Annotated in this window: 17 protein-coding genes; 5 read left to right on the top strand and 12 right to left on the bottom strand. The window is 49.9% G+C overall.

What is annotated here, in order from left to right:
* Window positions 1-378 precede the first annotated feature (378 nt).
* Window positions 379-849 carry an NfeD family protein gene (locus tag FW767_RS01340; RefSeq protein ID WP_205523765.1) on the top strand — a complete coding sequence of 157 codons (471 nt, stop codon included), beginning with the start codon at window positions 379-381 and terminating at the stop codon, window positions 847-849.
* Window positions 850-914: 65 nt separating this feature from the next.
* A complete protein-coding gene (locus FW767_RS01335; protein WP_121700062.1) occupies window positions 915-1898 on the top strand; it encodes an SPFH domain-containing protein in 984 nt (327 codons plus the stop codon).
* 1506 nt (window positions 1899-3404) lie between these two features.
* Here FW767_RS01335 and FW767_RS01330 read toward each other — a convergent pair.
* From FW767_RS01330 to FW767_RS01320, 3 genes are read right to left on the bottom strand one after another with little or no spacing between them, the layout of a single operon-like run.
* Window positions 3405-4298, bottom strand: coding sequence for a Calx-beta domain-containing protein (locus FW767_RS01330; RefSeq protein ID WP_121700061.1), 894 nt, complete (start codon window positions 4296-4298; stop codon window positions 3405-3407).
* A gap of 31 nt (window positions 4299-4329) precedes the next feature.
* Entirely contained in the window at window positions 4330-5856 is a 1527-nt protein-coding gene (locus FW767_RS01325; protein ID WP_121700060.1) for a RagB/SusD family nutrient uptake outer membrane protein, read from the bottom strand.
* Between the two features lie 17 nt (window positions 5857-5873).
* A complete protein-coding gene (locus FW767_RS01320; RefSeq protein WP_121700059.1) occupies window positions 5874-8873 on the bottom strand; it encodes a SusC/RagA family TonB-linked outer membrane protein in 3000 nt (999 codons plus the stop codon).
* 290 nt (window positions 8874-9163) lie between these two features.
* Between FW767_RS01320 and FW767_RS01315 the strand changes: the two genes are divergently transcribed.
* Genes FW767_RS01315 through FW767_RS01305 form a run of 3 tightly spaced genes read left to right on the top strand, consistent with a single transcriptional unit; the run spans window position 9164 to window position 12777 of the window.
* Window positions 9164-9400 carry a hypothetical protein gene (locus FW767_RS01315; RefSeq protein ID WP_235897933.1) on the top strand — a complete coding sequence of 79 codons (237 nt, stop codon included), beginning with the start codon at window positions 9164-9166 and terminating at the stop codon, window positions 9398-9400.
* 13 nt (window positions 9401-9413) lie between these two features.
* The gene (gene aspT, locus FW767_RS01310) at window positions 9414-11108 is read left to right on the top strand and encodes an aspartate-alanine antiporter (protein WP_121700057.1); all 1695 of its coding nucleotides are present in this window, start codon (window positions 9414-9416) and stop codon (window positions 11106-11108) included.
* A 25-nt stretch (window positions 11109-11133) separates the two neighbouring features.
* Window positions 11134-12777 (top strand): bifunctional aspartate transaminase/aspartate 4-decarboxylase, encoded by a 1644-nt coding sequence (locus tag FW767_RS01305; protein WP_121700056.1) that lies wholly within the window; start codon window positions 11134-11136, stop codon window positions 12775-12777.
* A gap of 12 nt (window positions 12778-12789) precedes the next feature.
* On the opposite strand, the gene FW767_RS01300 is transcribed toward FW767_RS01305, so the two are convergent.
* The 9 genes from FW767_RS01300 to ybeY all read right to left on the bottom strand — a co-directional run bounded on the left by FW767_RS01300 (window position 12790) and on the right by ybeY (window position 24309).
* The gene (locus tag FW767_RS01300) at window positions 12790-13890 is read right to left on the bottom strand and encodes a Wzz/FepE/Etk N-terminal domain-containing protein (RefSeq protein ID WP_121700055.1); all 1101 of its coding nucleotides are present in this window, start codon (window positions 13888-13890) and stop codon (window positions 12790-12792) included.
* Between the two features lie 28 nt (window positions 13891-13918).
* Complete coding sequence (locus FW767_RS01295) at window positions 13919-16336, bottom strand: SLBB domain-containing protein (protein ID WP_235897929.1); 2418 nt, start codon at window positions 16334-16336, stop codon at window positions 13919-13921.
* Window positions 16337-16373: 37 nt separating this feature from the next.
* Entirely contained in the window at window positions 16374-17498 is a 1125-nt protein-coding gene (locus FW767_RS01290) for an MraY family glycosyltransferase (RefSeq protein ID WP_121700054.1), read from the bottom strand.
* 174 nt (window positions 17499-17672) lie between these two features.
* Entirely contained in the window at window positions 17673-18104 is a 432-nt protein-coding gene (locus FW767_RS01285) for a D-Ala-D-Ala carboxypeptidase family metallohydrolase (protein WP_235897924.1), read from the bottom strand.
* A gap of 82 nt (window positions 18105-18186) precedes the next feature.
* A complete protein-coding gene (wzx, locus tag FW767_RS01280; RefSeq protein WP_121700053.1) occupies window positions 18187-19542 on the bottom strand; it encodes an O-unit flippase-like protein in 1356 nt (451 codons plus the stop codon).
* A 6-nt stretch (window positions 19543-19548) separates the two neighbouring features.
* On the bottom strand, window positions 19549-21375 hold the full coding sequence (gene uvrC / locus FW767_RS01275) for an excinuclease ABC subunit UvrC (protein WP_121700052.1): 1827 nt from the start codon (window positions 21373-21375) through the stop codon (window positions 19549-19551).
* A gap of 25 nt (window positions 21376-21400) precedes the next feature.
* Window positions 21401-21919, bottom strand: a complete 519-nt coding sequence (locus FW767_RS01270) for an adenine phosphoribosyltransferase (RefSeq protein WP_121700051.1) — start codon at window positions 21917-21919, stop codon at window positions 21401-21403.
* 60 nt (window positions 21920-21979) lie between these two features.
* Window positions 21980-23857: a tRNA uridine-5-carboxymethylaminomethyl(34) synthesis enzyme MnmG gene (gene mnmG / locus FW767_RS01265; protein ID WP_121700050.1), complete on the bottom strand. Its 1878-nt coding sequence runs from the start codon at window positions 23855-23857 to the stop codon at window positions 21980-21982.
* 23 nt (window positions 23858-23880) lie between these two features.
* Window positions 23881-24309, bottom strand: a complete 429-nt coding sequence (gene ybeY, locus FW767_RS01260) for an rRNA maturation RNase YbeY (protein ID WP_121700049.1) — start codon at window positions 24307-24309, stop codon at window positions 23881-23883.
* Window positions 24310-24351: the final 42 nt, after the last annotated feature.

Here is a 24351-nt window from a genome sequence, read left to right as displayed (position 1 = left end):
TTCGTACCTTTGTTCCGAGGTTAAGTGTTTCATTTTAGCAATACAAAATTACTTAATCTTAAGGAGACTTCGGTCTCCTTTTTTGTATTGCTGTTTTACTCGTTGATGAATCTCTTGAAACGGATCGCTCTTGGGGGCGGACTCGGCCGCCCCCGCCACTACGGCATCCCCCGCCGAGGAGAGTGGGAGGCTTTGGTTATGTGGATTGAAAGCTAATACTGTGCGTTTCTATTTGGATTCTTCAGGGTGCGTTGGTGTTTCGCTTGCGGAGGGCCATGCGGTAAAGCGGCGTATTTTCAGGGCATTTGCTTGGAAATGGCGAAATTTGTTGTATATTTGCATTATAGGTATAATCTTATAAAATCATACAGGATTGCTATGGAAGGATGGATAATTTGGCTGAGCGCGGCCGCGGTGTTGCTCATTGTTGAGGTGCTTACGCAGACTATGTGGAGTCTGTGTCTGTCGGCAGGGTGCGTTGCCGCAATGATAGCGGCGCTGTCAGGCCTTGATGCCGGATGGCAGTCAGCCATACTCATAGCCGGCTCACTTATAGCTTATCTGGTGCTGATACCGCTGTTCAGACGCCGCCACGGTCATGCGAAGACCGGCGACCCGCGCACTGGCATGGACGCTCTGCTCGGACGCCGCGCTATTGTCACCCACGAGATAAAGCCCGGAGAGTGCGGACGCGCCCGCATAGACGGCGACAACTGGCAGGTGCGCGCACCGGGAGCCGACAGAGCCATAGCCCGGGGCTCGGAAGTGACCGTGACAGGCTACGACAGCATAATACTCGATGTGGCAGCAGGCAATGACAGCACCGCCCCCACCATAACCACACATTAAAACAAACGTGAGGCAACCGGCGCCCAAACAGTGCCGGAAACCTCTATAAATACTCCAATATCATCATGTCATCAATCATTATTCTGATTATCGTGGTCGTCATACTGACCATAGTCATCATCTCGGCAGGCGTCAAGGTCGTGCCGCAGTCCGAAACCCGTGTCATCGAGCGTCTGGGCCGCTTCCACAGCGTGCTGTCGCCGGGTCTGAACTTCATAATACCCTTTATAGACCGCCCGAAGACCATTTACACACGCCGCGCCGAGACAGCGATAGGAGGCCGCGTCATAGTACGCACTACCGCCACCACAATAATAGACCTGCGCGAACAGGTGTATGACTTTCCGTCGCAGCAGGTGATCACCCGCGACAATGTCACCACCGAGATCAACGCGCTGCTATACTTCCAGATCACCGACCCCAAGAAAGCCGTATACGAGATAGACAATCTGCCCAACGCCATAGAAAAGCTCACGCAGACCTCGCTGCGCAACGTCATAGGCGAACTTGAACTTGACGAGACCCTGACCTCACGCGACACCATCAACTCCAAGCTTCAGCTGATACTCGACGACGCCACCAACAAGTGGGGTGTCAAGGTAAACCGCGTCGAACTACAGGACATAACCCCACCCGAGAGTGTGCGGGTGGCCATGGAGAAGCAGATGCAGGCCGAACGAAACCGCCGTGCCGAGATACTCAACGCCGAGGGTGAGAAGCAGTCGCTCATATTGCGCTCCGAAGGCGAGAAGACCTCCAAAATCAATCAGGCCGAGGCAGTGAAGCAGACCGAAATCCTGCGGGCCGAAGGCGAAGCCCGCGCCATAATCCTCAACGCACAGGCCGAAGCCGACGCCATAATGCGCGTGGCCGAGGCAGTCAGCGCATCCAAGACCGACCCCGCCACCTACATGCTCGCCATGAAGTACATCGACACCCTGCGCGAAATGACCTCCGGCAAGGACAACAAAACCGTCTACGTGCCTTACGAAGCCTCGTCGGTACTCTCGTCAATCGGCTCTATACAGTCACTCTTCGACAAAAAATAACCCGTCATCCACTTGCCGTAGCCATTTCCCGGCGGGAAATACACCGTGTCTTCGGGGGTACCAGTATTACGGCGCCCCCGAAGACACGGCTATTTGTAAAACACATTATTCAGATTGAAAAAACGGTGGAACGATTAAAATAAGGCAAGAATGTAGGGGCGCCAGTACCACGGCGCCCGCACAGACGGACGGCTATACCGGCTGGGCAATTATAAAATACCATACGGGGCGTAGCCGGACGCCGTGATACTGGCGTCCCTACCAACATTGTCGCTGTTTAGCAACCACATTTTTACAGTAATCGTTATTCAGATTGAAAAAACGGGGAACGTTTAAAATAAGGCAAGAATGTAGGGGCACCAGTACCACGGCGCCCGCACAGACAAACGGTCATACTGGCTGGGCAATTATAAAATAACATACGGGGCGTAGCCGGACTCCGTGGTACTGGCGTCCCTACCAACATTGTCGCTGTTTAACAACCACATTTTTATAGTAATCGTTATTCAGATCGAAGAAACGGGGGAACGATTAAAATAAGGCAAGAATGTAGGGGCGCCAGTATCACGGAGCCCGCACAGACGGACGGCTATACTGGCTGGGCAATTATAGAATACCATACGGGGCGTAGCCGGACGCCGTGGTACTGGCGTCCCTACCAACATTGTCGCTGTTTAGCAACCACATTTTTACAGTAATCGTTATTCAGATCGAAAAAACGGTGGAACGATTAAAATAAGGCAAGAATGTAGGGGCGCCAGTACCACGGCGCCCGCACAGACAAACGGTCATACTGGCTGGGCAATTATAGAATAACATACGGGGCGTAGCCGGACGCCGTGGTACTGGCGTCCCTACCAACATTGTCGCTGTTTAGCAACCACATTTTTACAGTAATCGTTATTCAGATTGAAAAAACGGGGAACGTTTAAAATAAGGCAAGAATGTAGGGGCACCAGTACCACGGCGCCCGCACAGACAAACGGTCATACTGGCTGGGCAATTATAAAATAACATACGGGGCGTAGCCGGACTCCGTGGTACTGGCGTCCCTACCAACATTGTCGCTGTTTAACAACCACATTTTTACAGTAATCGTTATTCAGATCGAAAAAACGGTGGAACGTTTAAAATAAGGCAAGAATGTAGGGGCGCCAGTACCACGGCGCCCGCACAGACAGACGGTCATACTGGCTGGGCAATTATAGAATACCATACGTGGCGTAGCCGGACGCCGTGGTACTGGCGTCCCTACCAACATTGTCGCTGTTTAGCAACCACATTTTTATAGATTGGAGGAAGGAGGAGTGAAACCATGATGTAGGTGGCGGAAAGCCGACATACAGGAGCGGTGCTGCAGGGAGGTGATGGGTCAATTAGGCGGATGAGACCAATGGGGAACATGTTGGCCGACGAGGTACATGGGCGGGAAAAGAGAGCGAGGGGATGCGCCATTGCGGTGCATCCCCTCGCAGATATAAAGGAAGTATGAAGTCTAAATATTTCTTATCTTGTCATGTCTATAAGATTGAAAGAGCCCCAGCCTCCCATAAACTCGTCATCCGCTTCATTAAATACAGCAAGATATAAATAAGGCGTATTTTCAAATTTAAGAGTCTTAAAGTCATTACTCCAATCCAAACGGAAAGTTCCTTCCTCTACCAGCATACCATCCTCGACTGTAGCCGCAATAACTTTGCCCATGAAGCTACCGAAGTTGACTCCGTCGGCAATCAAAGTTCCAAGTTCCACATTGCAGAAACCAGCCTTAGTCTCAATATCAAAGTGATAAGAGAGCTCAAGCATAGCCCATGAATAGCCATTGATGCCGCTAATATACAATACGTCATTATAGCCGGGCTCACCCTCTTCATATCCAATTACTTTTACTTTCCATGTTAATGGATTGCCTTTTGCATCTGTAACATGCATATCCCAATTGCCCCATAACTTCTCATAGAACTCCGCGTCATTGTCCTTTATCGTAATATCAGTAGCAATGTCGGTACCTAAAGAAGCCCCATCAGCAGAAACAATACGAACAACAAAATTTCGAGGATCATTTATTTCCTCATTATCCTGAGTTCTAATTTCGATATTTCCCAGCTTCGAATCGGCAGGAATAATAATTGACTTGGTTGTCACATAATAGTGAACATCATCCATTGCAGGATTTTCTGATGTTTCAGCAACCTCTACAGTAACCTTTATACGGCCATTGGCATCACCGGTTACTACAACAGGGACATTAAACAGCCCCTTGCTCTCCTTAACAGTCATTTCGGGAACACCCATACTAACTGTCACCCCACCGGCTGTATTCCAATCGTTCTTGTCATCTGAACAACCGGTAAAAGCAAGAGCGGCTAAGGCAATTGCAAATATTTTAGTTAATTTCATAATTATCACGTTTTAACTGATTAACTACAATTTAGTATCCGGGATTCTGTTGTCCGGCCAATTGAGGATTTATCTCCATCTCATCTGCCGGAATAGGCCATGTGTAACGGGTGTCACCGGCTTCATAACGCACTTGAAGACCTGCATAAACCAAAATATTCTGAGGAATATAGTCTCCATAATCTCCGTTTCTTGAAAAGCCCACTTTCCAACGTCGTAAGTCACTCATACGGAATCCTTCACCAATAAGTTCCTTAGCACGTTCATCACGTATTTCCTGCACAATCTGGCCGGCGCTGTAGTTACCGTCGGCATATCCGGTTATTCTGGCACGACGCAAGTCATTAAGCGCTCCGTTTGCAGTAGTAATATCGGTAGCAGCTGTAGCCTCGGCAAGTATAAGATATTGCTCGCTCAGACGGAAAGGCTTGGGCTTATTCTTATACATGTCCGTACCATTAATTATAGATTCATTTCCCGGAAATTTATTAAATACGGTTACACCGTAAGACTGACCTTCAACCGTAGCCGGGTAAGAGTCTATAAAGAACGCATCATACCTTATATCTTCCAATGCATAAGACATCAGCACATTGGCGGCAGGTATATAGTCAACCGTCGCCGTATTTGCCCACCAATAATTATAAGTCTGGCATGAAGAACCGATAGAACTATATTCATTTTTAGGTACCGCAGGTACAAACAGCAATTCCGAACCCTCATCTATAGACCACATATCAATGTAGGCCTGACCAGTTGTCAGACTGTAAGGACCATGTTCTATTATGTCTTTTGAAAGATTGGCAGCGGTTGTATTATCTCCCGTAGCCAAAGCAATACGAGCTTTTAAAGCCTTTACAGTCCATGTGGACAGATATGAAGCATTAGGCTGGCAGTTTTCTTTATTGCCTGCATTTTCATACTCTGTAAGCGCATCAAGAGCAGCGGTAAGATCGCTGTCAATCAACGAAAGGACGTCATTCATCGAACTACGTCCGGGATATGAACTTGTATCGCCGGTAGGATTAAAACGTTCAACGATAGAAAGGCCAAGTCCTTCCTGATCTCCCTTGTCAGATGAGTAAGCCTGACAATAGTGATCCATCAGCCAATAATAGTAATATGCACGAGCAAACTTGGCTTCACCTATGTAACGTTTGAGTCTTAACTGATTCTCGGGCGTCAGGCTACCGCTTTCAAGCATAGGCTCGGCATTTTCAAGAAAGAAAAGCACACCGTTAATAGCAGAATACAATGAAGCGTAGGGTGTTGTTATATCACTATAACCTGATGTTATCTGACTGTTGGAAAAATATGCCCCGCGCGCACCATTGCTGGTAAGGCCCAAGAACTGGTCCATCTGAAGCTCTGTATTTCCAATCCAGCTTCCACAACCAAGTGAACGAAGATTACTGTAAAATCCATTGCGGAAATACTCGCAATCCTCAATCGTATTTATAGCAGAAGTTGTATCTATTACACCTTCCGGCTTCAAATCCATATCGCAAGAGGTCAGTAACCCGCCCAGAGCGATTATTGAGAATAATATTTTTTTCATGTGTTTTTAATCAAATTTTAGAATGTAACTTCAAGACCAAACTCATACTGGCGAGTATTGGGATAAGAGAAACGCACACCATTGTTCTCGTACTCGGGGTCTGTTCCGGTATATCCTGAAGGTGTGAATGTCAAGAGATTACGCCCAGTAAAATGAAGGGCTAAACCCTGCACACCCAGTTTGTTGATGAGTTTTTTCTCAAAATCATACTGAAGAGTAAGATTTTTCATACGAACAAATGACGAATTCTCAAGATAACGAGAGTCAGCCTGAGGTTGCTGGTCAGCATTAGGTATGTCGGTGATATCACCGGGCTTGGTCCACACGTTAAGCATGTCAACACATTGGTTGGTCGATGTGGCACGATAAGCAGCACTTACCATCTGGTGCGCCCAGTTGAATATATACTTTTCAGCGGCCCAGTTAAAGTCTGCGCTAAGAGATATGTTTCTCCAACGGAGATTGGTGCCAAAACCACCTGTCCACGGAGCAATAAAGCTCTTGCCTGTCGAAACAGCATCACGCTCTCTGTTAAACTCTTTGGTAAGGTTACCGTCTTTGTCATACCACATCTGCTGTCCGTCGCGGGGATCCACACCGGCATACATAACGGTACGCAACTGATTGGCATCCTTTCCGATTTCGTAATACAATCCGTAATCAGGCATCGAGTAGAACTGCTTGCCGTTAAAGAGTCCGGTAATCTCGTTCTTGTTATAGTTGAAGTTCACACGTACTCCCCAATACCAGTCGCGGGTTTTAATGATGTGAGCACCAAGTTCAACATCAACACCGGTATTGCGCATGGACCCAATGTTACCCGAACCGGAATCATATCCGGTAGTAAAACTATAGGGTATCTCCATCAACATATCTTCGGTATTCTTCACATAGAAGTCAGCACTACCGTAGAGCTTGTCCAAGAACCCGAAAGAAAAACCTACGTCAAACGAGCGTACAGTCTCCCATTTCAAGTCATAATTGGGAGCCTGACCCAATATAAGAGTATTGCCTCCATTATAGAGATTACCTGAACCTATAGTACCGAAATACTTGTAGTTTCCAATGCCGGAGTTACCTGTAGTACCATAGTTGACACGGAATTTCAAATCATCAATCCAAGTATAGGGCTGAAGGAAAGACTCTGATTTGGCATTCCACATCACACCGGCCGACCAGAAAGTAGACCAACGATGATCGGGAGCAAATTTGGAGCTACCGTCGCGACGTATTGAGAAATCCAAGAAATAACGATTGTCGAAATCGTAAGACGCATTGAAGAAATAAGAGTTTATCGTTGTTTCCTCAATTTCCTGGCCTACATTATTTTTAAGGTCAATATCGGTACCATTGGTCAACAACATCTGCGAATTATTGGGTTGACCCGTAGTAGCCACATTGAACTGATTAGATTTATTGATTATAGATTCCTGACCGGCAAGTACCGATATGTTGTGAAGATTATTGATCGAGAAACGGTATTCAGCCGTATTTGTATATACGAACGAGTAGTATCTTTCAAAAGATTCTCCTCTTTGACGAGTAGTATACTGTCCGAAATCAGTGACATCACCCATTGGAGTTACAAAATTATCGACAGCAGTCCAGATAGAGGAATTGCGATAGTCATAAGCATCCAAAGCCTGCTGCGAACGGATAGTAAGCCCTTTTATCGGGGTTATGACCTCAGACAGCAACAAGTTGGCGGTAACGCTGCTTCGTTTACCTTTATTGAGCTTAGTAAGCCAATTGGCATCACCGTCACCGGTATACTTATACCATACAGCCTTATCACCATACACGATATCGCCATTCTCAATTGTATAATAATAGGGCGAATCATAAGGCATCATCATATACGACTGAACTATAGGGTTGTTGGTATAGAAAGTTCCGTCAGCTGCAGCAGCACTATTCGTCTCATATTCACGATAGCCTAAATTTCCCTGAAAGCCTATACGCAACCAATTATTGACTTTAGATTCAAGACTTGCTCTAAGTGACTCCCTACGCATACCCGAAGAGGCGATAAGACCGTCCTGATCGTAATGATTGAGAGATATAGTATAGCTCAGATTGTCACTACCGCCGGAAACTTGTCCTTCAAGAGAATATGTCATGGCATTGTCCTTGATCATCTCTTTCTGCCAGTCAGTACTGATACCATACTTTTCAACAAGTTCACGAACTTCAGCAGTTACAGGCTGATTGATCTTATCGCGGAATTCGATATACTGCTGAGAGTTCATCATTTTAATCTTATTCTCAACAGGAGAAGACCAACCTACGTTAGCACGGACAGTGACCTTAGCCTTTTGTCCGAATTTACCTTTTTTCGAAGTAATCACGATAACACCATTAGCAGCACGAGAACCGTAGATAGCTGTTGATACAGCATCTTTCAGAACCGTGACGCTTTCGATGTCATTCATGCTAAGAGTAGTAAATACAGATGAGGTTACGGGAGCTCCATCAAGGATGAACAGCGGGGTATTGCTTGCATCCAACGAGTTGACACCTCTTATACGGATGTTAGCGGGTGTTGCCGAAGGTTCACCTGTATTAGAGAAGATGCTAAGACCCGGAACCTGTCCTTGAAGAGCATCCACAAAGTTGGGCGCAGGAGAATTGGCAAATACATCTTCATTAACAACGTTAAGAGATCCTACAGCCGAGCCGAGTTTTTTGCCGGTACCGTAGCCGGTAACGATGACTTCGTCAAGGCGGTTATCGGACATCTCGAGTTTAACGACCATACCGTCGGTCAAGGGTAATGTGACGGTCTTCATGCCCACGTAAGACACTTTTACTTCTTTGACACTGCCGGGGACGGTGATATGGAATTTACCGTCGATGTCAGTGGCTGTACCGCTACCGCCTCCGACCGGCACGACAGTGGCACCGATAAGTGGCTCATTGTCGGCCGCAGCAACTACTGTACCGCTTACCGTACGTGTCTGCGCTGACACAACGGCAACCATAAGTAGCCCACAAAGCATAAGAAATAACTTCTTCATACTACAAAAATTGATAAAACTAAATAAAAATTAACCTAATAAAAATATTCGCACACTGGCGATGTCGCAAAATTACTAATAAAGTTTAATAAAATGGCAAAAAATCTAATTTATTTTCAAAAACAGATGTTTTTTAGGGCTAAAATGGCATAAAATTATCATTTTGACGAATAGGCGCGTAACATTTTAACATTTTGACAACGGGGAGTAAGATCAGGCTGATTGGCAGCGGGGCGCCATAGAACAGGATAAGGGGGTGAGGTGTTATGTTATTATTAATTTTTACCGTTATGAATGACCGATTGAGTTATGAAGAGAAGAAGGAGTTGCCCGACAGCGTATTCGGATTGCCAGAACGTCGTGAATATCCGATGCCTGACGCCGCCCATGTGAGGGCTGCGGAGGCTTACTTCAGGTATTGTCCAGAGGGTCTTAAGCCGAAATTGGCACAAGCTATCCTCGCGCGGGCCAAAGAATATGGAGTGGACGTGGAGAGTCCTACGGTATTGTCATATGCAGAAAGTTAAAACCTATTGAGTCATGTGGATCATAGATACATTCAGGGAATATCCTTCTCTGGCGATATTTCTCACCATAGGAGTGGGATTTCTGATAGGACAGCTGAAGTACAAGGGTTTTTCACTGGGCATAGTGACGTCGGTACTTCTTGTGGGTATTGTCGTGGGTCAGATGGACATATCGATTCCGGGGCCGGTGAAGTCGGTGTTCTTCCTCATGTTTTTGTTTGCCATCGGCTACAGCGTGGGGCCGCAGTTTTTTCGTTCGCTCAAGGGCGACGGCGTGAAGCAGGTGTACTTCGCGGTGCTTATGTGTGTCACGGTGCTTGTCGTCACATGGGGCACGGCCAAACTCTTCGGCTACAACACCGGCGAGGCGCTTGGACTGTTCTCTGGGGCACAGACAATATCGGCTGTCATAGGCGTCGGTGAGGATACGATAGGCACACTGGGAGTATCGGAGGAGACAAAGAAGCAGTGGCTCGACATGATACCTGTGTGTTATGCGGTGACCTATATATTCGGCACGATAGGGTCGGCCTATCTGTTAGGCAACATAGGCCCCCGGCTTCTTGGCGGACTTGACAAGGTAAAGGCACAGACAGCCGAGCTTGAGAAGAACATGAGCCAAAGCAGCATAACAAACGACCCGGCATTTATCGACGCGTCGCGTCCGGTAGCCTTTCGCGCTTATAAGGTGACGTCTGATTTTTTTGATACGCCAAAGTCGGTTGATGACATCGAGGCTCATTTCAAAGAACTTGGCCGACGTATATTTGTAGAGCGTGTAAGGACGCCCAAAGGCATAGCGGAGGTGAGTACTAAGCCCATGGTGGCCAAGGGCGACGAAATCGTGCTGAGCGGCCGCCGCGAATTTATCATCGAGGATGAAAGCTGGATAGGTCCGGAGGTATCGGATCTTGAGCTTCTGTCGTTTGCGGCGGAGGACATCCCGGTCATGATAACGAAAAAGACGGTCGACGGTCTTACGGTGGACCAACTGCGTTCAAAACCGTTCATGTACGGGGTGACGATAAAGAAGATAACCCGCGGAACAGTGTCAATACCCGTGCTTGCGCAAACACAACTTCTCGGCGGCGACATAATAGAGATTGTAGGTCTGCCGCAGGAGGTGACCGCAGCTGCAGAGAAACTCGGGTATATCGACCGTCCGACCAACAAGACCGATTTTGTCTTTGTGGGCTTCGGAATACTTATAGGCGGCCTCATAGGTGCGCTGACCATACATCTTGGCGGTGTGCCGATAAGCCTAAGTACAAGCGGCGGCGCTCTGATAGCGGGTCTTGTATTCGGATGGCTCCGGTCGAAGCATCCTACTTTCGGCCGCATACCGGATGCATCGCTATGGGTGCTCAACAATCTCGGTCTCAACATGTTTATAGCCGTCATAGGCATTACCGCCGGCCCGTCGTTCATAAGCGGTCTGAAAGATGTAGGGTTCATGCTTTTGTTTGCGGGAATTATAGCCACTACCCTGCCTCTGCTCATAGGTATATTCATGGGGGCGAAAATATTTCATTTTCATCCGGCCATAACGCTGGGGTGCTGCGCCGGCGCCCGTACTACGACCGCTGCGTTAGGAGCCATTCAGGACTCACTCAACAGCACGATACCAGCCATGGGATACACGATCACCTACGCCATAGGCAATACTCTGCTCATCATATGGGGCGTGGTGCTTGTACTTATTATGTAGAATAACCGAAAAACAAGAAAATGTCATGAGTTTTAAAGAAAGAGAGTGTCCGGTATGCCGGAGTTATGAAAAGGAACTTGAAAAGATGAGTCCTTTCGAGATAAAGAACAAACTGATAGAGATGGCACAGGAAGACGCCCGTAAGTCGACGGCCACGTTTCTTAACGCTGGCCGCGGTAACCCGAACTGGATAGCCACTTATCCGCGTGAAGCATTTTTTCTGCTCGGAAAGTTCGGCCTTGAGGAGTGCCGCCGTACTGCCGACGACAGTGACGGCATAGCCGGCATACCGTCAAAAAACGGCTGCGGCGAGCGATTTGCCGATTTTCTGAAGCGCCACAAAGACGATACTGGGGCCGCGCTGCTATCAGGTGCGTTTGAATACATAGCCGGCAAGGGCGTGATGGACCGCGACAGCCTCGCTCACGAGTGGGCCGAAGCCATAATGGGCGACCAGTATCCGACTCCCGACCGCATGCTTGCATCGGCCGAACTGATGGTGCGTGATTATCTGCAGCACGAGATGGGCGGCGATGACGACGACACGGTCTACGACCTTTTCGCCACGGAGGGAGGCACGGCGGGCATGTGCTATGCCTTTGACTCGCTACAGGAGAACTTCCTCATATCAAAGGGCGACAAGATAGCGCTGATGACCCCGATATTCACTCCCTACATAGAGATACCGCAGCTTGACCGCTTTGACTTTGACGTGATAAATATAAGCGCCAATGCCGTGGAGGGCGACGGTTACCATACATGGCAGTATCCCGACGAGGAGATAGACAAGCTGCGTGACCCGTCAGTGAAAGTGCTCTGTCTTGTGAATCCGAGCAACCCGCCGAGCTATACTCTCGCACCCGAGACGATAAAACGCATAACGGAAATAGTCAGAAATGACAATCCCGGGCTTATGATAGTGACCGATGACGTATACGGTACATTCGTTAAGGATTTTCACTCACTTATGTATGAACTGCCTGACAACTGCATGTGTGTGTACTCGTTCTCGAAGTATTTCGGAGCCACGGGATGGCGTCTTGCGGTGATAGCCATAAAACGTGACGGCAATGTCTTCGACCGTAAGACGGAAGCTCTTTCTGATGAACGCAAGGCTATCTTGGCAAAGCGTTACGGCTCTCTGTCGCTTGACCCGGCATCGATCAAGTTCATAGACCGCATGGTCGCCGACAGCCGTCTTGTAGCGCTCAATCATACGGCAGGTCTGTCGACTCCCCAACAGATGCAGATGATGCTCTTTGCCGCCTTCTCGCTCATGGACAAGGATAATGTGTATAAGTCAAAGATGCAGTCCATAATCACCGGCAGACTGGAGTCAATGTGGCAGACAACAGGCTTCACACTTCTTCCCGACCCTCTTAGAGCCGGATACTACTCGGAGATAGACATGATGGTATGGGCCAAGAAGTTTTACGGCGAGGAGTTTGCCAAGTTCATGGAAGAGCATTACGAGCCTCTTGACTTCGTGATGCGGCTTGCGGCCGACACTGCAGTGGTGCTGCTCAACGGCGACGGTTTTGACGGCCCCGCATGGTCGGTAAGGGCATCGCTTGCCAATCTGAACAAAGAGGACTATCTGAAAATAGGCAGCGCCATACGCCGCATACTCGAAGATTACTACAACGAATACAAGGCGTCGCAGGAATAAACGTATATCCCCCTATGCTTTCTTGCGGAATCCGTCGACGAGGTCGCGTCCAAACAGAATCCATGCCGACGCAGCCACGACTGCAAGGAATATAAAACCTACAAGAATGAGCATCTTGGAGGGCTTTGAGGGACGCAAGGGCACAGTGGCCGGCTGAACGACGGTATATACGGGTGTTGTCTGCTGTACTTTGGCACGTGCTATCTGAAGCTGCTGTGCCGTCTGATTATACAGGCTGAAAGCGAGTGACGCCTCATTCTGGAGGCGTTCGCTCTCGGTCTGTGCGGCACGTGTGACAAGTCCCTGATTGCGGTCCATGTATTCGGCATACTTCTGCTGCGCGTCGTAGTAGTCCTGCTTGGCTTCATCGTTGATGCGCTGTGCATACTCCATGTCGCGACGCGCTTTTTCGGTGCGATAATCGGTGACGTAGGTCTTCAGCCGCGCAGCCACCGTGTCGGCCAGCATGGCCGATACCATAGGGTCCTGCATGGTCACCGACAGTGATATGACCGAGGTCTTTGTGTCGACATCGGCGCCTATGCGGGTGGCAAGAGCGGACACTACGGCGTTTTCTTCGGGAGTGAGCTTGAATGGATTGACAGCCCCGTCGCCCTGCGCATTGTCATCGGAGCGCAAAAGCGACATGACACCGCCTATAGCCTTGCCGGGAAGAGCCATGACAGCGCTCCACCAAGGGGCCGAGGTGTCTTCCTCTATAAAGGCACGGACGGTAGTGTGACGGGCGCCGTCGGCATCGGTGACGGGCACATCAAAAAGACTAATGACAAACGGCACAGAACCGACAACATCGGGATAAAGCTGCGGATACACGGCATCGGCACCCGAACTGCCGCCGAGATTCACGCCGGCCATGGCCGCCAATGCGCCGAGGCCACCTGAACCGGCCTTATTGTCGCTCATCTCCGGAGCGAGCTTTATGGTAGTCGTGTATTCTTTAGGAATACTGAAGGCCACCACAAGTCCTACAACGGCACCTACGGCTCCCCACTTCAGTATGGTTTTGCGGCTGTCCCAAAGTTTGCGGGCAAGTTCAAGCAGGTCTATCTCCTGCTCGTCATCATTGCGCATAACGTCGTTTTCTTCCTGCATATCTAATTTTCAAGTGAAATTCAATGAATTACTTAACCATATTGGCTACTGCCGCGGCCATAGTACCGAGTCCGGTAAGAACGCTCGTCATCGACAGGATGGCCGACCAGTTGACGCCGTTGCTCTTATGCTTGGATGGCACAATAATCTGACACCCCGGCTCAATGACCGCATTGCCTTTGGCTCGGGCTATGGAGCCGTTCATATATACAATGAACGCCTTGCTCTTCTTGGCACGCTCACCGTAACCGCCGGCCTGATCTATATAGTACTTCAGCTTCTTGCCGGGCTTATACATGACTGTATTGGGAAACATCACATCGCCCGAAATCCTTACAGTGCTCACAAACTCGGGTATGACAAGTTCGTCATTTTCCTGCATCACAAGGTCGGCCTCGCTTCCGGGATGGGCAAGAGCCTCCTCAAGGTCGATGGCCACACTGTAGGAAGTGGGCAACTCGAGCTTTGATACCGCAATCGAGTCGCCGCCGCCCTGCATGGAAGTGGCAAGACGCAAAGTCTCGTCGCGGACGGCAATCTCCTCGGGGGTCATCTGACGCAATACGTGGGCTCCACGCATGTAAGCCGACTTTGTAACTCCACCTGCACGGCGTATGACATCGCTCAGACGCTCATTCTTGTTGGTAAGCGTATAGCCTCCGTCAAAGGCCACCTCGCCTCTTATGCTGATGCGTCGTTGCGGCTGGTAACCGGGACTGCGGCGCACCTCGACCATGTCATAAGGCTCAAGGGTGAAACCCGGTGTGCCGTCGATGACAAAACCGTCTTTGAGTCCAAAACTGTATACTTTGGCTATCTCGTCGGTAGGCATAAGGCTTGTGGGGTCGATAATACGCCGCGACACATCGACACGCGCGGTAGAAGCTCCACGCAGGAGGCCGCCGGCCTGAATGACGAGGTCCTCGATGGTAGTATTGCTGGCAAACGGATATGCTCCGGGCTTGTTGACCTGACCGTATATCTCAATCACGCCTTGGTCTTCAAGATCTCTTGTGTTCGGTATATCCACAATGTCGTTGCGCTTCAGCGTCACGTCGGGGCGACGGCCCGAAAGGATGCCCTCTATGTCAAGCGGTATTATCTGAAGCGACAGGTCGGGACCCTCGCGATATAGAAGGGCACGGTTGGTATAGGCGTCTTCAAGAAGCCCGTCGGCATTCTTAATAAGGTCACCTACAGTACGCAGATCGGTAGCGAGCGCATACATGCCGGGGCGGAATACAGACCCCTTCAGCTCCACACGATTGGCATACCGGTCAAGTATCGAACCTACGGTGACTATATCGCCGTCATTGAGGCGATAGTCAGAGAAGTCGCCGCTCACGATATTGAACAATTCGTTTTCGCGGCCGGTCTGACGGGCCAGTCTTACCTGCTCGGTATATGCATCGCCGGAGAATCCGCCGGCATAATCTATAAGGTCGGCAAGAGTCTCGTCGCTCTTTATTTCATATGACATGGGGCGTTTCACATTGCCTTCGACCGATACGAGCCTGTCATAGGGCGGTATTATGATGACGTCGCCCTCCTGAAGCCTTATGTTTCCGGTCTGCTTACCGCCGAAAAGGTATTCATATACATCGACGCCCACGATGCGACGTCCGCCGCGGAGCACCTCAATGTTTCTCATCGAGCCTATATCGTTGATACCGCCGGCCTTGTACAGCGCATGAAACACCGTCGAGAACGGCGACAGGCGGTATGTGCCGGGCACCACGGCCTCACCCATGACATCGACCTGAATAGTGCGCACCTGACCGAGAGTGAGGTTTATGTCGCTCTCCGGCTCGTTGCCTCCGATGCCGGCATATTTGCTCGAAAACTTGTTTTTGATATGGTTATTGGCCTCCGATATGGTCATGCCGTTAAGATAGACCGGACCTATCTGCGATACTATTATACTGCCCTCGGGCGATATCGTCTGGCGGATCTGATCCTCGCTCGCGCCCCATATATCGATCACTACCTCATCGCCGGGGCCGAGGCGGTAATTTTGCGGGGTAGCCACATTTTCATTCGGTTCAAACGAAAGCGAGCGGTTGGTAAATACATTCTGACCGAATATACGTCGGCTCGGCTCCTCAGTGACCGTATCGGTGATGACATAATCAAACCCGAGCATGGTGGAGTCGGGCTGCTGCGCGATGGCCGACGAACGCATGCGTGATTTATTGCCGGTCGCGGACTGGGTACTCTGCCCCGTAGTAGCGGTTTCTTCTTCATACCGCGATTTCAGTCGCTCGACCTGCTCCTGAGTCACACCGCGGGCTATAAGTTCTTTTCCTATCTGCTGCTTTGACTTTCCTTGTGCCGTGGCTGTCTTCACGTATTGTACTACCTGCTCGTCGGTCATGCGGGCATAGGACGACAACGACCCCAAGGACAGGGTCAGTAACAATAATGCTATTCTGAATTTACCTGACATATAAATGTATCGATTTTTGTACCTTTTATTATATACTCTATTTTGCCGCCGATATTGTATTGTCATGCGACGAAATTTTACGCGACAGCCATATATTGACCAATGTCCACACCAAAACATCGACGACAAGCAGCAAAGTCACGTTAACTGCATATGACAGCAGGATGTTGACCGCACTTATGACCAACGCTATAGCCACGATGAGAACCATGCACAGCCTCGGTTTTATGCCGAGAGCGAGCAGCTTGTGATGTATGTGGGTCTTGTCGGGCAAAAACGGATTGCCATGATGACGTATGCGACGCATAAATACCCTGACCACATCCATGCACGGTATAAGCAGAGGCGTAAAGGCGAGGATAAACGGATTGACGTCAAGCAATTTCGAAGTATCGGCCGAAGCCTGATACAGTTCAAGGCTCAGGAATGACAGCAGCAATCCCATGGTAAGGCTGCCGGTATCGCCCATGAATATCTTCTTGCGCTTCTTGACATCGCCGAATACGTTGTAATAAAAGAAAGGCACCAGCACCCCTAATGTTGAAAATGACAATATGGCGTATACATAGCGGCCTATCATGAAGAACGCACAGCCGTATATGATAAGTGCCGCGGCCGCCAGACCCGATGCAAGCCCGTCGATGCCGTCGATAAGATTGATGGCATTGACAATATAGACAATGACAATGACTGTCAGCGGCATACCCAGCCACCACGGCAAAGTATGAATCCACAACACTCCGTGCAAAGAATTAAGCCAAAGCCCTCCGGCCAGCAGCAACACCGCACAAAGTATCTGCATGATAAATTTGGCTCGGTAGCGCACGCCTATCAGGTCATCGGACATGCCGACAAGATAAAGTGTAAACAGCGAGCAGAAACCAAACGCCAATGTAGCTGCATTGCGGGCCATGTATGCGCACAGCTCTAGACGGCCGAGCAACGTGCTCACGCCCAACAGCAGCGCCAGCACCGAACATATGACCGGTGTAAAGGCAATTCCTCCCAGACGCGGCACCGCACCACGGTGAATTTTGCGTTCATCGGGCTGGTCGAAAAGATTACGTCTGAAGGCAACCAGCAGAATCTGCGGTATTAACACACCGGCAAAAAATACACTGATTAAAAAAGCCGCGATACAGTTAATAAGCCAATAGTTCATAGTCTAATAAATTAGTTCGGGTTTTAATACGACCAGCGCCCTCCCGTCATAAAGACAAGAGTCCTCTATACAAAATTTCATACCTCTAACAATTAACATATATGCTATTTGCGCTAATCTTAATCGCAAAATTAAGATATTTTAGCCGTTAAGCCAAATTTAACAATAGCAAATTTACAATGCCACATGAATCCATGCTCCGCCTCCCTCCCATATAAGCTCCGTATGAGGCAATTTATGAAGTATCGACCACAACACGCGATTGCCGGCAACGCTTCCTGTCGTTATGTCGGCCGCACGCCCCGCAAGATGATAGGAACGCTCCACTCCACCGACGGCCCTGTTGAGGGCCTTGCAGCGATATCCGCTGTTGACCTTTATGGGAGCGCCGAGCTGCCGGCGTGCCGGCTCAAGAACTTTGTCTATAAGCCTCCGCATGCACACAACCGCATCGGGCGGCGGTGTATTGTCGATGTCAAGCCTGTGGGCGGTGACACTGTATGTGAGCTCACGTATGGTGAAATGACTGACCGCCTCCTTGGTGCCTATGGGCGTGGCGATCTCCATGGCCGTTACGGCCGTAGCGATGATAGCTGTGCTTTTCATTGCGATAAGTATTGATTTTGATACCGCAAAGATAAGCCCCGCCACTGCCCCATTTATGCACAATCGGGCGTAACGGCAAAATTTAACATCTCAGGTCGCGGTATACTTCCAGCGGCCACTTCCAGTTCTGATACGCCAGTTGTACGATGCCCGGGGCAAGTATGAGCCCCCAAAGGCCCAAGTCGGTGAAATTCATGAACAGCAGAAGAAGCGCCACCGTACATAAGCCCGACACTATGGAAGGAATGAAAAACGGCACGTAGTTTTTTGTAAGAAGCACATTGCCGGCCATGGCATGGGTCATCTCCAGAAACGATATGACGGCGGCCACAGCTATCATGGCACCGGGAAGGAGCATGGTCTTGCTGCCGAGCAGCTCAAGAAGATAAGGACCGAGCGCACACAGTCCGCCCGCACTCACAATATATATCACAGCCGACACGGCCCAGCCGCGGCACACTATGGTCATTATGGGGCCCTTGTCGGCCCTGACCCTCGATGCGGTTATCTTAGGTATATAGGTCGACACATATATACCGGCCACCGAATAGATGCTCGACAGAATCTGCATCGTTATGCCGTAAGAGGCTATCATGGCAAGCGGCATAAACATCGAGCCTATGAAAATAGCCGACTTCGATATGAGAAAACTGCCGAGCGAGGTGATGCCTATCTTGACGGCGTTGGGAAACACGGTGCTCAGCACTGCCTTCGGGTCGGAACATTCCGATGCCCTTAGACGTGCTAATGTGTCGCGGTCATAGAAGAGTCTGTGGGCAAGCACACGCAGTATTATCGTGGCCGAAACCTGCGACGTGACAAGAGCCACAAGACCGCATCCGGCGAAAACAAGAACTATAGCCAAGGCAAGATAAGCGAGATGCGACACCACGATTATCTGCTTGATCTCTTTCACATAACCGCGCCCCTGAAGAAGGCCCTCGAAATAAAGTGTGTACAGTATCAGAGTATTGTTGACGATAAAGATGGCCCATGCCAGAAGCACCTCGTTGCGTATGGCGGGATAGTTTTCAAGTACCGACAGCAGATAAGGCGTGCCGGCACATACAAGCAAGAGAAAGAGCGCCGCCGCGGCTCGCTTGTAGAACCACTGCATGGCCTTTATGACTCCTTTTAGCAGCGAGTAGTCAACAGGGCTGTCGCAGTCAAGGGTCTCATAACCGCTCCTCTTTAAGGTGGTGCAACCGCTGAATATGTAGGTGACCGTACGCACAAAAGAGTTGTTGAAACCAAAATCGAGCAGATAGGTCAGCACCGATATGGACGAGAATATACTCCATACAGCCACTATGTCGGTCGGAAATTTTTTCAGAATTACCGGCAGCAACAACAGCGATGAAGCAATCTTCAGCAACGACGCGCAGAAATTCCACACGACATCGGCCCGGCCTATTTTATTTATTCTCTTTTGCTCCATAGCGGGTTATTGGTCTAATTGTTCACCCTCAGGATGCAGGGCATTGTAAATAAGCGATGCCCTTGAAGGTCCGGTTATACCGGCGATGGCGTCGATAGAGGCTTCACGTATACGCTTGACACTCTTAAAGTGCTGAAGCAGAGCCTGTTTTGTTTTTTCACCAACGCCCTTTATATCATCTAACTCGCTGACTATCTGGCCTTTGCTACGCCTGTTGCGGTGATGGGTTATGCCGAAGCGGTGAGCCTCGTCGCGCAATTGCTGCACCACTCGCAGCGACTCGGAATTCTTGTCAATATAAAGCGGCACACTGTCGCCCGGAAAGTATATCTCTTCAAGACGCTTGGCTATGCCCACTACCGCTATAGTGCCGCGCAGCCCCATGTCGTCAAGCGCCTCTACAGCGGCGCTTAGCTGACCTTTGCCTCCGTCGACCACAATAAGCTGCGGCAGCTCCTCGCCCTCCTCCATCATGCGGGTGTAGCGGCGGGTAAGCACCTCCTTCATAGAAGCGAAGTCGTCAGGGCCCTCGACTGTCTTGATATTAAAATGGCGGTAGTCGCGTTTGGATGGTTTGGCATTGCGAAACACCACGCATGAGGCTACAGGATTCGTGCCCTGTATATTGGAATTATCAAAACACTCCACATGTCGAGGCAGCACCGACAGACGGAAGTCGGCCTTCATTCGCTCAAGCGTACGTTCAACGCGTTTCTCCGGATCATGCTTCTCCATCATCTTGAGCGAGTCGATCTTGTTCTGTCGCGCATTGTGGGTCGACACTTCAAGAAGTTTCATCTTGTCGCCCCGCTGCGGCACAGTGTATATGACACCCTCAAGTTCTATATAAGGCTTAACAGGAATGACAATCTCGTCATACTCGATATCAAACTTCTCGGCGGCCTCCGTTATGGCATAGCCCAGTATGTCCTCGATCGGCTCGTCAAGACGGCGCTTGTACTCAAACGTTATGCTGCGCACGATAGCTCCGCGGCGTACATGCATGTAGTTGACATATACCATATCGCGGTCATCGTCCACGCCAAACACGTCGATATCATCGAGCGTCTGGCTCACGATGACGCTCTTTGACTGATAGCGGGCCACGAGGTCATACTTCTCTTTAAGCAACTGCGCCTCCTCAAAGCGGAGTTCGGCAGCCAGTTTTTCCATCTCGGCACGCAGGTAGTCGAGCAACTCCTGAGTGTCGCCTCGAAGTATCTGCCTTACATGATCCATCATCTCTCCGTACCGGTCCTGACCGATAAGTCCGGTACAGCACCCCATACAGTTCTTTAGATGATATTCAAGACACAGGCGCCCTTTACCCTTCGCCACATAATCGGGAGTGATGGCATGGCGGCACGTACGCACCGGATACAGCTCGCGGATAAGATTGAGCACCGCCTTGGCCACACCCGCATTGGTATAAGGGCCGAAGTATTTCGATCCGTCCTTGATGCGCGTGCGTGTCAGAAACACCCGCGGATAGTGCTCCTTGGTGACCACAATCCATGGATAGGACTTGTCGTCCTTGAGCAGCACATTGTAGTGCGGCTTGTACTCCTTTATAAGCGAATTTTCAAGATTGAGCGCATCCTGCTCGGTAGGCACTACGATATAACGCATATCGGCTATGTTGCGCACAAGCAGCATGGTCCTCACGGAGTCGTGGGTGCGGTTGAAGTATGACGACACCCGGCGCTTAAGGTTTTTGGCCTTGCCGACATATATGACATTACCGGCCGCATCATAATAAAGATAGCAGCCGGGAGTGTCGGGAAGGATTGATATTTTCTCCTTCAGCGCCTGTGATTTTTCTACTTTTGCCAATTAACGGTCAATTGTATGTATGGCGTCAATAAACTATAAGCGAGGTAACCTCGGCATCTGCGGGAAGATTTTCACGGCCATTGAGTGCGCTCAATTCCACAATGAAGTTGATGTACACCTTACGGGGGTTCATTTTTTTAACAAGCTCGTAGCAGGCGGCCATGGTGCCACCGGTGGCAAGCAAGTCATCGTGTATGACCACAACGTCGTCGGGCGTTATGGCATCGCGGTGAATCTCGATTTCGTCAAAACCATACTCCTTCTCAAACTTCGCGCTCACAGTATCGGCCGGAAGCTTTCCGGGCTTGCGCGCGGGAACGAAACCCGCCCCTATCTCATAAGCAAGGATGGAGCCTCCTATGAAGCCGCGCGATTCTATACCCACCACCTTGGTCACACCTTTGGCGCGGTAAAGCTGCGCGAGGTCCCAGCCCACTATATGCATGGCACGGGGGTCCTTAAACATCGTTGTGAGGTCACGGAATATGACTCCGGCTTTCGGGAAGTCATATACGTCCCTGATTTTTGATTTAACGTATTCCATAATGTTTATCGTGTTAATTATTTGTTTATTATTTACTTACCTATGTTTCACGTGAAACAATCATCTACCCATCAACAATAGAAGTATGTTTATGTCAGAGGGCGATATACCGGGTATGCGGCTCGCTTGAGCTACCGTCTCGGGCTGTATACGTTCGAGTTTCTGTCGGGCCTCGGTCGAAAGAGCCTTGATTGAAGAGTAATCAAACCGTCCTTTCAATTTTAGTTCCTCGAGACGGTGAAGTTTGTCGGCCACTTGCCGCTCGCGGTCAATATAGCCCTGATACTTGATAAGTATCTCCGCAGCTTCGACTATCTCTTCACGACGCAGAGGGTCGATATTCTCAACCGCACTGCGCAGAGGAGCTATAAAATCGCACAACGTCATTATCGACAATTGCGGACGCAATATAAGGTCATAGAGTTTGACACCCTGCTTCAAAGGCGACGTACCGAGAGCCTCAAGAGCAGGATTGATCAACGCCGGCTTAAGCGAGAACTCCTTGGCAAATGCTATAAGGGCGTCGCGCTGCACAAGTTTTTCCCGCATAAGGTCGTAGCGCTCTTTTGAGGCAAGTCCTATGGCATATCCTTTAGGCGTAAGTCTCATGTCGGCATCATCCTGACGGAGCAGAATCCGGTACTCGGCCCGCGATGTAAACATACGGTAAGGCTCGTCGACGCCCTTGGTGACAAGATCATCGATAAGGACCCCGATATAAGCCTCGTCACGCCCGAGCACAAACGGCTCACGTCCGAGGGCCGACGCCGCAGCGTTTATGCCGGCGACAAGCCCCTGCCCCGCCGCCTCCTCATAGCCGGTAGTGCCATTGACCTGACCGGCAAAAAAGAGTCCGGAGAGCAACTTGGTCTCAAGGGTATGATGGAGCTGTGTAGGGTCAAAGAAGTCATATTCTATGGCATATCCGGGGCGATATATCTGCACATCCTTAAGAGCGGGCACCGTCATAAGCGCGTTTATCTGGACATCAAACGGAAGCGATGACGAAAATCCGTTTAGATAGTATTCCTGCGTATCCTCTCCCTCCGGTTCGAGAAACAGCTGATGTTCATCCTTGTCTGGAAAGGTGACTATCTTGGTCTCGATACTCGGACAATAACGAGGGCCTATGCTCTGTATCTGTCCGTTGTAAAGCGGAGAGTCGGGCAAGCCTCCACGCAATATGTCATGCGTAGCAGTGTTGGTGTACACGATATGGCATTCGCGCTGCTTAAGCTCTCTATGAACGTCGGGCAGAAAGCTGAATTTATGAAAGTCGTCATCGCCGGCTTGCGGAGCGGTAAGCTCCCAGCGAACACTGCGGCCGTCGATACGCACCGGCGTACCGGTTTTCATACGGGCGGTGGCGAAGCCCAGATCGCGAAGTTGCTCCGTAATACCGTGCGACGCCGGCTCCGACACCCGTCCGCCCTCTACCTGCGCACGTCCCACGTGCATCAATCCGTTAAGAAATGTGCCTGCCGTAAGTATGACAGTCTTTGAACGGAACACAATGCCCAGAGCCGTCTTGACTCCCGTCACCCTGCCCTCATCGATAAGCAGCGACGACACCGAGTCCTGCCACATATAAAGATTGTCGGTATTTTCAAGTAAACGGCGCCACTCGGCACTGAACTTCATGCGGTCGCTCTGTGCGCGAGGACTCCACATGGCCGGTCCCTTGGAGCGGTTGAGCATGCGGAATTGTATGGCCGTACGGTCGGTGACTATAGCCATCATGCCGCCCAAAGCATCGATTTCACGTACTATCTGCCCCTTCGCTATGCCACCCACAGCCGGATTACAGCTCATCTGGGCTATCTTGTTCATATCCATAGTGACAAGCAGCGTGGACGCGCCCATGCGTGCAGAGGCCGAGGCCGCCTCGCATCCGGCATGTCCTGCTCCTACCACTATAACATCGTAGTCAAATCTCATATTTTTTATTCTATTTCCGCTTATTATACACCTGCAAGCATGGCCAGAGCTTCATCCTCATGGCGCTCCATTATGGCGCGTTCACCCGGTCCTTTGTCATTTATACCGCAGAGGTGAAGCAGTCCGTGTACTATGACCCGGAGGAGTTCGTCATCATAATTCACACCGAGCGACTGCGCATTGCTCCTAACCGTATCGAGCGAAATAAACATATCGCCGCTCACAAGCCTGCCACGCGAATAGTCAAATGTTATTATATCCGTATAATAGTCATGATTGAGAAACCGACGGTTTACATCGATTATCTCCTCGTCATTACAAAATATATATACCAACGGTCCCTTAATGCGCCCGTGAGCCGACGCCACTCTGCCAAGCCAGCTTTCAAGTCGTCCGGCATCAATCGCGGGCATCTCTACATTGCGGGTAAGCCACTCGATTTTATTATCCATAACAAATGATTATTACATACAAATGTACGTAATTTCATCAAT

Origin of the sequence: Heminiphilus faecis (assembly GCF_008728965.1) — a bacterium.
GTDB lineage: Bacteria > Bacteroidota > Bacteroidia > Bacteroidales > Muribaculaceae > Muribaculum > Muribaculum faecis.
The sequence above is the reverse complement of the archived record's forward strand: the minus strand, read 5'-3'. Positions and strand labels throughout refer to the sequence as shown.